This is a genomic window from Motiliproteus coralliicola, from assembly GCF_003345655.1.
Taxonomy (GTDB): domain Bacteria; phylum Pseudomonadota; class Gammaproteobacteria; order Pseudomonadales; family Balneatricaceae; genus Motiliproteus; species Motiliproteus coralliicola.
In genome coordinates this window covers 471,931-484,682 of record NZ_QQOH01000004.1, presented here as the reverse complement: position 1 = coordinate 484,682, position 12,752 = coordinate 471,931, and the positions used below count along the sequence as shown (strand labels likewise).

Annotated in this window: 10 protein-coding genes; 3 read left to right on the top strand and 7 right to left on the bottom strand. The window is 58.5% G+C overall.

The features are described from left to right. Positions 1-233 precede the first annotated feature (233 nt). From DV711_RS16170 to DV711_RS16140, 7 genes are all read right to left on the bottom strand, one after another. Positions 234-1,478: a L,D-transpeptidase family protein gene (locus DV711_RS16170; RefSeq protein ID WP_114696746.1), complete on the bottom strand. Its 1,245-nt coding sequence runs from the start codon at positions 1,476-1,478 to the stop codon at positions 234-236. Positions 1,479-1,763: 285 nt separating this feature from the next. After that, the gene (locus tag DV711_RS16165; RefSeq protein ID WP_114696745.1) at positions 1,764-3,131 is read right to left on the bottom strand and encodes a sigma-54-dependent transcriptional regulator; all 1,368 of its coding nucleotides are present in this window, start codon (positions 3,129-3,131) and stop codon (positions 1,764-1,766) included. A gap of 163 nt (positions 3,132-3,294) precedes the next feature. Further along, positions 3,295-4,269 (bottom strand): HD-GYP domain-containing protein, encoded by a 975-nt coding sequence (locus DV711_RS16160; protein ID WP_165840140.1) that lies wholly within the window; start codon positions 4,267-4,269, stop codon positions 3,295-3,297. Positions 4,270-4,537: 268 nt separating this feature from the next. Next, positions 4,538-6,799 carry an ATP-binding protein gene (locus tag DV711_RS16155; RefSeq protein WP_243633854.1) on the bottom strand — a complete coding sequence of 754 codons (2,262 nt, stop codon included), beginning with the start codon at positions 6,797-6,799 and terminating at the stop codon, positions 4,538-4,540. A 32-nt stretch (positions 6,800-6,831) separates the two neighbouring features. Next, positions 6,832-7,104 (bottom strand): oxidative damage protection protein, encoded by a 273-nt coding sequence (locus DV711_RS16150; RefSeq protein ID WP_114696743.1) that lies wholly within the window; start codon positions 7,102-7,104, stop codon positions 6,832-6,834. A gap of 119 nt (positions 7,105-7,223) precedes the next feature. Beyond that, complete coding sequence (mutY, locus tag DV711_RS16145) at positions 7,224-8,270, bottom strand: A/G-specific adenine glycosylase (RefSeq protein ID WP_114696742.1); 1,047 nt, start codon at positions 8,268-8,270, stop codon at positions 7,224-7,226. 34 nt (positions 8,271-8,304) lie between these two features. Further along, positions 8,305-10,383 (bottom strand): AsmA family protein, encoded by a 2,079-nt coding sequence (locus DV711_RS16140; RefSeq protein WP_114696741.1) that lies wholly within the window; start codon positions 10,381-10,383, stop codon positions 8,305-8,307. A 190-nt stretch (positions 10,384-10,573) separates the two neighbouring features. Between DV711_RS16140 and hisB the strand changes: the two genes are divergently transcribed. The 3 genes from hisB to hisF all read left to right on the top strand — a co-directional run bounded on the left by hisB (position 10,574) and on the right by hisF (position 12,734). Next, positions 10,574-11,167 carry an imidazoleglycerol-phosphate dehydratase HisB gene (gene hisB, locus DV711_RS16135; RefSeq protein WP_114696740.1) on the top strand — a complete coding sequence of 198 codons (594 nt, stop codon included), beginning with the start codon at positions 10,574-10,576 and terminating at the stop codon, positions 11,165-11,167. Between the two features lie 33 nt (positions 11,168-11,200). Further along, positions 11,201-11,848: an imidazole glycerol phosphate synthase subunit HisH gene (gene hisH / locus DV711_RS16130; RefSeq protein WP_114696739.1), complete on the top strand. Its 648-nt coding sequence runs from the start codon at positions 11,201-11,203 to the stop codon at positions 11,846-11,848. A 112-nt stretch (positions 11,849-11,960) separates the two neighbouring features. Then, positions 11,961-12,734, top strand: coding sequence for an imidazole glycerol phosphate synthase subunit HisF (gene hisF / locus DV711_RS16125; RefSeq protein WP_114696738.1), 774 nt, complete (start codon positions 11,961-11,963; stop codon positions 12,732-12,734). The last annotated feature ends 18 nt before the right edge of the window (positions 12,735-12,752 follow it).

Here is a 12,752-nt window from a genome sequence, read left to right as displayed (position 1 = left end):
AAAGCCCCCCTATCTGCCCCTCGCCTTCCAACATTGATAAAACCGGCTACGGAAGGCTCCAGCGGCCGGCGTGGCACTTACTAGGCCAGACCAATGAACCGCGGGGCGATGACTCTGTTGTTTGAATAGACCTCGTTTTCCTCTGCATTACTGCATTTAATCTCTGCCGCTACCGTTGATCCCCACAACGACGCGGCAATCACCGCTTTATTCCCGAGCGTTGCGAATCGAGCTCAGTTCAACATCGCGATCTCATCGGCCTCACCCAGGCTTGGCTTGGCGGGGTCCTGGCGATAGATATCCTCGCGTAGCTGCAAACGCTGCTGCGGATCCAACCAGGCGGTCCAATAGGTCAGATACAGCCCCACCGGACGACTCAAGCGGATTCGGCGGGTACCGCTATCGGCCAGCATCTGGTGCAACGGTTTTTTCAAACGCTGCATTCCCAGCAGATAGGTAGCCAGTCTCTGCGGGTCTTCGAGCCGCACACAGCCGGAGCTGAAGGCACGTTGATGACTGGCAAACAACGACTTACTCGGGGTGTCATGCAGATAGACCGCGTAAGGATTAGGGAAATCAAATTTGATCTGACCCAGGGCGTTGTTGGCACCCGGCAGTTGATACAGCCGCAGGTACTCGCGGCCGCGATACAACTGCTCCGGATCGGCCTGTTGCTGATCGACCCAGACTTTCTGCTGTCCCCAGCCGGAGACGATCTTCATGTTATGGCGATCCAGATAGTCCCGATCATCACGCCACTTGGGCAGAATATCCTTGTAGGCGATGCTTTTGGGAACGTTCCAAGCCGGGTTAAGCACCAGCGAGCGAATCTCGCTCTGCAGCGTAGGGGTCTGACGACTGCGTCGACCGACAATCGCCTTCATCTCCATCACCGGCTGTTGACGATCGAACACCCGCAGTTGAAAGCCGGGCACGTTGACCTGCACGTACCGTGACGGCGCAATCCGGCGCAGCGCCAGTTGACGCTCGTGATTCACCAGCAGTTGGTAGGCCCGTTGCGTCGGCGCGACGTTCATCGCCTGGAGACTGTCGGGGCCGAGAATACCGTCGGGCTTGAGTCCATGGCGGCGCTGAAACCGAATCAGGGCGGCCTCCAGATCTGGATCGAAATACGCCAACAGCACCCGGCGGTCGCTTGGTAGCTGGTAATCGCCGTAGAGCCTGAGCATCTGGCGCAGCGACTCCACCCGTGGGCCGGACTCACCTTGGCGCAGCAGGGGGCCGCCAGCCACTGGCTGCCACCCCCGCTGGGGCAGTTCGGAATAGAATTCGGCGGCTTCGATCAACGAACCGAAAGAACGCGGATTCGAAGATACCGTTGTTATCGGAATCTGGGCCTCTGCTGCACGGGATGACGGTGGCATCGCGACGGGATTGGGCAACACAGTGCGCGTCTGGGCGGTGCTCACTGCGCTTAACAAAACCAGACAGAGGGCCAGTGTGACTCGTTGGCACATAGCCCTACCTCCAAGCCCGCCTCGACGAGCTTCTCCGTAACAACAGCAGACCGACGTCTGCCCGATCTGCCTACGGCACTGGGTTATTGGTACCCTTCAGTTTAGGTCTGCGGCCTCGTTAACCGATCAAGCCGCTGAGGCTGGGCGGCGAACAACCCTAACTGAGCGTGAATTGCTTTCAACACGACAAAGCCTAAGGGTATTGGGTAGAGGGTGGTCTGGAGGTGGTAACAGCGCCCCACCGACAGGAGTCACAATGCCCCTTGACGGTGAGATAGATGAAAATTATTCGGGTTTGTAATCCTGCTTATCGAGCCGGTACTTGCGCATCTTGTCGTACAGGGTCTTTCGCGGCAGACCCAGCTGCTCCATGGTCTCTTTGATCCGACCGTCGTGTCGCGCCAGCGCTTCCTCGATCAGCATCTTCTCGAACTGCTCGACCTTCTCCGGCAGGGTCAAGCTCTCGGTGGCCGCATCCAGCTGTGGGATCAGTTGGTCAAACTCAAAGGTGCAGCCTTCCCCCAGCAGCACATAACGCTCGGCCAGATTTCGCAGCTCGCGCACATTGCCGGGCCAGTCATAGCTCATCAGGCTGTGAACCCGGGCCGGACTCAGGGCCGGAACCTCTCGCTGATACTGGGCCGAGGCGATCAGGGCAAAATGCTGAAACAGCAGGGGAATATCGTCACGACGCTCGCGCAGCGACGGAATATCGACCCGTACCACATTGAGGCGGTAGTAGAGGTCTTCGCGGAACTCACCACCGGCACTGAGTTCTTTCAGGTCGGCCTTGGAGGCTGCCACTATGCGCAGGTCCAACGGGATCAGCTCGTTGGCCCCGAGCCGCTCGATCGCCCGCTCTTCCAGCACCCGCAACAGTTTTATCTGCAACGACATCGGCATGCTCTCGATCTCATCGAGAAACAGGGTACCGCCGTTGGCGTGCTCCAGCTTACCGATCCGCTGGCTCTTGGCATCGGTGAAAGCGCCCTTTTCGTGGCCGAACAGCTCGCTCTCCATCAGGTTTTCCGGCACCCCGCCACAGTTGATGGCGACAAAGTTTCGGTCCTTGCGGCAACTGTTCTCATGGATATAGCGCGCCACCAGGTCCTTGCCGGTACCGGTTTCGCCCATGATCAGAATATCGGCCGGAGTATCGGCCACCTGGGCCAGCAGCTGGCGCATCTGCTGCACCGGTAGGGTCTTGCCGATAATTCGCGGCCCCGGTGCACTCTGGGCCTGAAGCTCCTGACGCAGGGTGCGGTTTTCGATCGTCAGGGCGCGCTTTTCGGCGGCCCGTTTAACCACATCGACCAGCAGGTCAGCGGGGAAAGGCTTCTCGATAAAGTCGTAAGCTCCGTCACGGATCGCATTGACCGCCATCGAGATATCGCCGTGGCCGGTAATCAGGATCACCGGCAGGTCCGGATCGATCGCCAGCACCTTGGCCATCAGCTCCAGCCCATCCATACCGGGCATATTGATGTCGGTGACGATCACCCCGCTCCAGTGGTCATCGATCAGCGCCAGCGCCGCTTCAGCACTGTCGAGCGCCTGAACCTCGTAGCCGGCCAGTTCCAGCGTCTGGCCGCTGGCGGAGCGGATATGCTTTTCATCATCGATCAGAAGAACACTGGGTATGGTGGCGGCCATCGGCAGGGATCCTTTCGGGTCGAACGGACAGAATCGGGACACCGGCAAACCCGCTATTGCGGTTTAATTGTCGGAACCTTGGTGCTGAGATGATACCCAATTCGATCCGCCATCCCAATGCCGGCGGGCATCGGGAGGGGTAAGCCAAGCAGCCGGAGGGCGCTTAGATCTCCAGCCGAGGCCAGAGCTGTTCCAGCAGTTGGCGTAGATTGAAGTGGAACGGAGCCGCGACACAATCAACGATCGTGAAGCGACGCTCGCTGCTGTCGCGCTCGATCGCCTGCTCGTAGTGCTCGCCATCCGGTCCGACAACCGATGCCACCACCGGAAAGGCGTTGTGACTGCCCGGCCGTACCACCACCGCGGTTTCGCCATTGGCCAACTGAACCCAGCACCCCGGCGGCTTGAGTCCCAGCAGCTCGATCAACACCTTGGCCAGACGCGGGTCGATCTGATCACCCCGCTTCAGGAAGATCTGCTGCAGAATTTTCGGCGGCATCATCGCTGGTCGATCCCCCCGGGGGCGAGCCATGGCGACAAAGTTATCCACCAGGGTCATGATCCGGGTGCCCATATCGATCTGCTCCTCATCCAGCCGGTGAGGATAACCTTTGCCATCGAGGCGTTCATGGTGTCGCTCGACGATTGTCAGCCAAATTCGATCATCGACGCCGGCCTGGGCCAGGATCTTGATACCATCGATCGGGTGTTTTTTAATTTGCCGCAACTGCTGTTCGGTCAATGCCAGGGACTGTCGATCGAGGCGGTCATCCTGCAGGTCCAGCATGCCGATATCCTGCGTCAGCGCGGCACAGATCATCGATAATCGACTGGCGGGTGCCAAGTTGCATTTGACCCCGATCAGCTCGGCCAGAACGCCGCAGTAGAGCTCTTTGACGTGCTGGAACTGCGCGTTTCGATTCAGCTGCAGCGCGGCTAATAGGCCGACCGGCTGCTGCCGGCAACCTTTTTGGATCTGGTGGGCCAGGTAGCGGCAGCGGGAAATAGTTTTTTGATCAGGACGCAACAACAGCAGGTCGTGGGTCTCGGCCAGCAGCTGGTGCTGCCGGTCAACCCAGGCGAAAACACTCACCGCTTCCTTAGCGCGGCTTGTTGTCGGCCGATCTGTAATAGACATATCGATAAGAGTTCTCCCGAATCTTGACTGGGCTCGATTCGTACTATCGGTACTCTGAATCCATGAATACGTTGGTGCCATTACGGGTGAAAACCCTGCGTACCAACCAAGAACCCCGAGTATCAAGACCCCGGGCTGCACCCCTAATGCATCCGATTATCACTTCGATAATCGTCAAGCGTGCTGCAGTATAGAGAAAAAACGGGCGTTTAAACGTTGATATAGATCCATCCCTGGTTAAATCGTGATCCGTTTGTTCATCAATAGCTTAGTCAATTCGAGCCCGATCCACCCGCAGCAGACAAAGCCGGAAACAGGCCCCTCCTTCGGGGTGGTTGGATGCACTGAGCCGCCCCCCCAGATTTTCGACGATCCGATGCGAGATCGATAACCCCAACCCCAGCCCCTCACCGGCCGCCTTGGTGGTAAAGAAGGGCTCAAACACCTTGGACAGTTCTGCAGGTGCAATTCCCGGTCCCTGATCACGGAACTCAAGACAAAGATGGGTATCGGTCAGCTCCAGGCTGATATCGATCTGCTTGTGCTCCTGCCCCTGCATCGCCTGGACTGCATTACTGAGCAGGTTGACCACCACCTGCTCCAGCTTGACCATATCGCCCATCACCAGCAGGTCCTCTAGCGACTCCGGCCAATTGACCTCCACCTGCTCGCTATGCAGACGCCCGTACAGGATCGACATCGCCCCCTTGCGCACCGACAGCAACGAAACCGGCTCGGCCTGGCCCGAGCTTTTGCGGGAGAACACCTTCAATGGCGCGATAATCTTCGACATCCGCTCGGTCAGCCCGGAGATCTCCTGCAGATTCTCAGCCACCCGCTCGGTACGTTGCAGCTCCAGAAACTGGCGGGCATTGTCGGCATAGGCCCGGATCGCCGTCATCGGCTGATTCAGCTCGTGGTTGATCCCGGCGGACAGTTCCCCCAGCACCGCCAGCTTGGCGGTCTGAATCAGCTCTTCCTGGGTGTGCTGATGCTGTTCGATCTCGTTGCGCAGCCGGTCGTTGGCGCCCTGCAGGGCCTGGGTCCGCTCCAGTACCCGCTGCTCCAGCAGATCGCGCGCATCGCGCAGGGACACTTCATATTCCTTGCGCTCGGTCAGGTCATGGATGGTGACGATAAACTTACGCTCGCCATGATCGCGCACCGGCACGATGGTCAGTTCGATCGGGAACAGGGCATCGTCCTGGCGACGCGCCTGCACCTCCAGCACCGGCACCTGGGCCTGCTCCGGTAGCTCCTGCGGATCGGTGATCATTCGCCAGCAGACCGCCCGGTCTGGTTGCGCGATTAGGTGGCTGAAATATCGCCGCTCTATCTTGCCGGCACTGTAACCGAACAGCGCCTCGGCGGTGGGGTTGAACGACTCGATTCGCCCCTGGGCATCCAGAGTAATCAGGCCCGCCTGGGTATTATCGATGACCGCCCGGACCCGCGCTTCGTTTAGCTCCAGGGTGCGGTTGGCCTGCTCTTTGAACCGCTGTCGTTCATACTGAATCCGCTGGCGCAGCAACAGAAACAACCCCAACAGCACCAACACCGTCAGAATCACACCGGTCAGCACCACCGCATTCCAGACCCGCGACGATACCTGGCTCAACTGGGCCAACGCCACCACATTCAGCTCGGCTTCGGGCATCGCCAAGCGCATCAGCATATAGCGAGAGCCGCTAAGCCGGTCGATCGACCGATCACCAGCGTCCGGGTTGTCTTCGAGCAGCGTGATCAGCTCAACCCCCTCGGCCAGGGGCTCACGCTCGGTGATCGGCAGCGACACCAGCTGTTGATCGACATACCGCAGACTGTCGACGATTCGACGCAGGTCGGAGCCGGACAGCGGCTGCAGGGTTTTAAACTTCCAGGACTCCCGGGTACTGATAAAGATCACATCGTCGATATCGGTGACCAGCAGGTCGGTCAGCTCGTCGTTCCACTGCTCTTCGATATCGTTCAGGTCGATCTTCACCACCACCACGCCGACCACCGCGTCGGCACTGCGAATCGGGTGGGAGAAGTAGTAACCGCGCTTTCGGGAGGTGGTACCGAGGGCAAAATAGCGCCCCTCATCACCAGCCATGGCTTGCTGGAAATAGGGCCGATAGTGGAAATTCTTACCGACGAAAGAGGCGGGGGTATTCCAGTTGCTGGAAGCCAGAGTCTGACCACTGGGTGCCATCAGATAGATATCCGAGGCCCCGGTAATGGTGCGAACTTCACTCAGGTAGCGATTCAGAGACCCTACCAGCACCCGGTTATCGGAATTGTAGAGGACGTTCTTGAAGCTACGATCGGTGGCCAACAGCGCCGGCAGATTCTGGTATTTCTCCAGCTCGTTCTGGAGGCTTAGGGTATAGCGCGATAGATTTTGATCGAGGCTGCGGCGCAGGTTGTCGAGTTCGACCTGACGGGTCAGACTCGCCACCTGCCACAGAATCAAAGCGAAGGTTGCCAGCAGCACAATGACCGCCATCAGGCGGTACTTCTTCAAGCCTAGATCCAGACGTGCCGACAACCCTGATTAACCGTTCGAAAGCATGCGGAGTATTACTTGGAGGTCGGCACGTAGCCTTCCGCCTGGTCGAATTCTTCGCCACTGAAGAACTTGTCCATCTGCTCGGCCAAGTAGTTACGGGACTGGACATCCATCATGTTCAGGTGTTTCTCGTTGATCAGCCGGGTCTGGTGTTCGAGCCACTCCTGCCAGGCTTTCTTGGAGACATTATCGAACACCTCCTTGCCGCGGGCTCCCGGGTAGGGGGGGCGATCCAGTCCTTCGAGTTCCTGCTGGTATTTCTTACAGAAAACGGTGCGGCTCATCGGTTGTGGCTCCTAACGCTGATGACCCCTCTGCCGGGCAGTGGGGTTGATAACTGAAAAGACAGCCTACTAGATTACACCAAAGCAGCACCCTCGGCCTAACATCTCGCGTCCAATCGCTAGCGCGGCAATTGCTGCAACAGGCGCTCCACCGGTGCGGCCAACCCCAGCTGTGGCGGTGATTCGAGGTCATACCAGCATTCACTCGCCTCCGCCACCCGTCGATCATCTAGCTCCACACCTTCGATCAGCAGCGGCTCAATCCGGAGTTGGAAATGGGAGAAGGTGTGCACCAACGGCGACAACGGCTGGGGATCAGCGTGCTGTTGGCAATGCTCCAGCAACCAAGGCTCCCAGGGTTGCAACTCATCGAACTGGGGGAACGACCAGAGCCCACCCCAAATTCCCGTTGGAGGGCGTTGACGCAGCAACACCCGACCACGCGGATCGCGGAGCAACAGCATCCGGCACTGCCGCTTGGGCAGCTCTTTTTTCGGCTTTGAGCCCGGGTAATCCTGCGGATTACCTTGTGCCAAGGCGATACAATCCGAGCGTAGCGGACAGCGCTGACAGTCCGGCTTGCCCCGACGACACAGGGTCGCCCCCAGATCCATCATCGCCTGGGTATAATCGGCACAGCGGTGCTGCGGGGTATAGTGTTCAGATAGCTGCCACAACTGCTTCAATACCGCGCTACGCCCGGGCCAGCCTTCGATGGCCCGGTATCGAGCCAGCACCCGCTTAACATTGCCATCCAGAATCGGGGTCGGTACGCCTTGAGCGATCGATAGAATCGCTCCCGCCGTTGAACGCCCAACCCCCGGCAACGACTCCATCGCTTCCAGGGTGTCAGGGAACTCGCCATCACGCTGCTCCACCAACTGCCGCGCCGCCTTATGCAGATTGCGAGCCCGGGCGTAGTAGCCCAACCCGGTCCACAGGTGCAGCACCTGATCCAGTTCGGCCTCTGCCAGCTGATGGACCGTCGGGAAGGTGGCAACGAAGCGTTCGAAGTACGGTATCACTGTGCTGACCTGGGTCTGCTGCAGCATCACTTCGCTGAGCCAGACCCGGTAAGGGGTGATCGGATGCTGCCAGGGCAGATCCTTACGGCCGTATTGATCGAACCAGGTCAACACGGCCTGCTGAAACTGTTCTGAATTCATTGGCCGGTGTACTTCCCAGCCTGGTCCACAAGCCTCAATTGAATAACCCTTTCAGTACACCCTTAACTGCTTCGTTACCTTTGAGCTTCTCTTCGAGTTTCTGCTCCAGCTTCTGCTTCACTTCTCGCTTACCGACGTCGGCCAAGACCTTGTCGATTCGCTTCTTGTCGACCCCGCAAAGCTTGGTCGGTGCCTCATCGAAACCACCCTCGCAACGCAGCGGCAGCGCCAGATTGTGCAACTTCTCATCGATGCGACAGTTGGCACTGGCAAAATCCTGCAACACCGTCAGCGACAGACCGTAATCGAGGTTCTCGCCCGGCAGGTTAACCTGGCCGTCACCGGCCAAATTGATCCCAACCAACGCGGCTTTCAGGTCCTGGTTTGTCACCACGCCCTTGTTGATCTTCGCGGTCGCACTGAGATTACTAAACTCGGTGTAGCTTTCAGCGGTCTCTGCCGGTGCCTGCTGACCGCGCACCTGCAGGATCCCACGGCAGAGGGTATCCCCGAGGTTCACCCCCTTAAGACGCCCCTCTTTAAGTCCCAGATCCATGTTGCCATCGAGACTGTGAACCAGGTCGTAGACCGAATTTCCCCGAGCCTGGTAGCCCCCATTCATCGTGAAACGGCCACTGAAGCGATCCTGGCCGGTCAGGGCCAGAAGCATTGATCCCAATTCGACCCCCTGGATCTTCTTGCTGATATCAAATTTCGGATTTTCAGTACGGGCATCCAACGTCATCCGATTGTCGAAGCTGCCTTGGTAGAGCTGCCCGGCCAGCTGCTCCAACTTGATCAAGCCGGCATCGGCCTTGAGCAACAGTTTGAGCTGCCCGATCTCCAGTCCAGAGGCTTTCAGCTGCCCCAACCCCAGCTTGGCATCCAATTTCAACGCCTGAAGGGTTTCAAGCGGCAATAACGGTTCCTTGGAATAGCGCTCGCTGCTGGCCGTCTGTTGGGAGTTCGGCTGAGACGCTTGCTGATCCGTTTGTGCAGCCGGTGGTAGATAGCGATCCAGATCAAGACTATCCCCGTTGAGCTCGACCGTCTGCTTGCCACTGTCGAGCTCGTAGCCTAGCTTGCCGTCAAAGCGGGTCTGATCCAGCTGCAACGTCAACGGCGACAGCTGCAGGCTGCCGGCTGGACCGGCCAGGGTCGCGCTGAATCCGACCTGGCGCAGCGCCTGCTCATCTGCCGTCTCCGGAACCGGTTGACCGAGCGCGCTTAGCAGCTGTTTCAGGTCCAACGGATCGAGCTTCAGCTCACCGCTGAGCTGGGGTTGTGTCGATAGGCCCGCCGCGACCAAGTCAAGGTTCAACAGCAGGTTCGCCAGACTCAATTTACCTCCTCGCAGCTCGGCACGGTCAGCAGCCTGATCAAAGGCCAGATCCCCGCCCAGATTCAGGCTCAATGGCTGCGGCACCAGCACCCCCGAAAGCGTTGTTTGCAATTGCAGCGCCTTGGCATTGAATTCTGAGCCATCAAGAAGCAGTTCGGTCTGCAGCCGGGTCGCAGCCTTCAACTGCGGCTTGCCTTGCTCGCTCAGAGCCAGGTCAAACTCCAGCATCAGCGGAAACGCCTGGCCGCTGACCAAGCCATCGGCTTCCATGTAAAGGTTGCTGACCTCGACCTGCCGCTTTGCCACCGGGTCTTCGTAAACCACCCGGGCATCGACGACTCGAACTTTACCGATATCGAACAGCAGTGCGCCGGGGTCACCCGATTCGGCCTGGGACTCGGAAGCCTCTTCCGATGCCTCGCTGCTCGGCGCCTTGATGGTCAGGTCCAGCCCTTCCAGCTCCATCCCGCTCATTTTCAACTCACCGCTGAGCAACGGCATCAACGCCACTTCGATGCTGGCTCGATCCAGTGCCGCCAAGGGTTCACCGTCAAGGCTGGTGAGCTGGAGCTGGGGTAATGACAGCGCCACATTCGGGAACAGTGACCAACCGATATCACCGCTTAGCTGCAGTTCAACCTGCCCTTTATCACGTGCCAGCTGCTGCAGCTCGGGCTTGAAATCGTTCGGGTTCACCAACAGCAGGATCGCCCCAACCGCCAGTACCAGAACCAGCACGACTCCTAACAGTATTTTCAGTAGCAGTTTCATTGCCCACTCCGATCAACAAGTTTGCATCCTTTGCTGTACATCTTAGTTGCTGATTTTCGTAGGTAAACCAGGAATTTGATCGAATCGAATATTTGCAGAACCAACGCGCCCGAAGATCCTCAGGCAAGCATTCATTGACGCCTGCTTTACCGCTATAATGGGCGGCTTAATTTGGTAGTCGGAGGAGACCATGGGCGAACGTCAGGCCAGCGTTACCCGCAATACGTTGGAAACCCAGATCAGCGTTTCGATCAATCTGGACGGTACTGGCAACTTCAATGCCGATACCGGTGTTCCCTTTCTGGAGCATATGATGGAGCAAATTGCCCGTCATGGGCTGATCGACCTGGATATTCAAGCCAAGGGCGACCTCCATATCGACGCACACCACACGGTCGAAGATATCGGCATCACCCTGGGACAGGCCTTTGCCAAAGCGGTCGGCGACAAGAAGGGCATTACCCGTTACGGCCATGCCTATGTACCGCTGGACGAAGCCCTGTCTCGGGTTGTCATCGACTTTTCCGGTCGTCCGGGCCTGTCGATGGATATCCCCTTCACCCGGGCCATGATCGGCGCCTTGGATACCGAGCTGTTTGGTGAATTCTTCCACGGATTCGTCAATCACGCTCAGGTCACGCTGCATATCGACAACCTCAAGGGTGCCAATTCACACCACCAGGCCGAGACCGTATTCAAGGCCTTCGGCCGGGCACTGCGGATGGCCCTTGAGCCGGATCCGCGGATGGCGGGTATCACCCCATCGACCAAGGGTTGCCTCTAAGGTAGCCAACAGTATCTGAGAGTACGAAAGAACATGAGCAGCGTTGCAGTTATCGATTACGGCATGGGTAATCTCCACTCGGTCGCCAAGGCCTTGGAGCATGTCGCCCCCGGTATTGAAGTCCGAGTCACCGCCGATCCAGATCAGATCTACAGCGCCGACCGGGTGATTCTGCCCGGCGTGGGGGCGATCCGGGATTGCATGGCCGAAATCCGGCGCCTCGGCGTCGACGAAGAAGTTCGCCAAGTAATCGAATCCGGCAAGCCATTTCTGGGAATCTGTGTCGGCTACCAGGCCCTGATGGGTCACAGCGAAGAGAACGGCGGCGTCGATTGCCTGGGCCACTTTGCCGGCAACGCACCCTTTTTCGGCAAAGACCACCGCGACCACAACGGCGAGATCCTCAAAGTCCCCCATATGGGCTGGAATGAAGTTCGTCAGCAACGTGCCCACCCCCTGTGGGCGGGAATCGAAGACGGCAGCCGGTTCTATTTCGTGCACAGTTACTACGTCAAAGTCGAAGATCCTTCGCTGGTCGCAGGCTGCTGTGACTACGGATTGGAATTTGATGTCGCCGTCGCGCGGGATAACGTGTTTGCGGTCCAGTTCCACCCGGAGAAAAGCCAGAAAGCCGGTCTGCAGCTGCTGCAGAACTTTCTGAACTGGGACGGCAAACCATAGAGCCCCTCTTTGAGCGAATAGCCCCTACTACGGTCTAACGAATACAGCGGCTCGGTATCGACCGCCCTCGCCGGGCAGCGATGCTGTCCCATCGAAAATCAGGAGAACCATCATGGCACTGGCAAAACGTATTATCCCCTGCCTGGACGTCGAGAACGGCCGGGTCGTGAAAGGGGTCCAGTTCGTCGATATCCGCGATGCCGGTGACCCGGTCGAGGTAGCCAAACGCTATGACGAACAGGGCGCCGACGAGATCACCTTTCTGGATATCACCGCCACCCATGAAGGCCGCGATACCATGGTCCACACCGTCGAGCAGATGGCCAGCCAGGTCTTTATCCCGTTGACGGTGGGCGGCGGCATCCGCACCTGTGACGATATCCGCACCATGCTCAACGCTGGCGCCGATAAGGTCAGCATCAATTCAGCGGCGGTATTCAACCCTGATTTCGTCCGCGAAGCCGCAGAACGCTTTGGCTCCCAATGCATTGTCGTGGCAATCGATGCCAAGAAAGTCAGCGCAGCCGATGAGCCCGACCGCTGGGAGATCTTCACCCACGGTGGCCGTAAACCGACCGGTATCGATGCGGTCGAATGGGCCAAAAAAATGGTCGAACTCGGTGCCGGCGAGATCCTGCTCACCAGCATGGATCAGGACGGCGTGAAAAACGGCTATGACCTGGGGGTAACCCGCGCCATTTCCGAAGCAGTCGCGGTACCGGTTATCGCCTCCGGCGGCGTCGGCAACCTCGACCACCTGGTCGACGGTGTTATCGAAGGCAAAGCCGATGCGGTATTGGCCGCCAGCATCTTCCACTTCGGCGAGTACAGCATCCCCGAAGCCAAGACCTATATGCGCAACAAGGGAATTGAGGTTCGGCTGTAACGAATCGGTTGGCCTAGG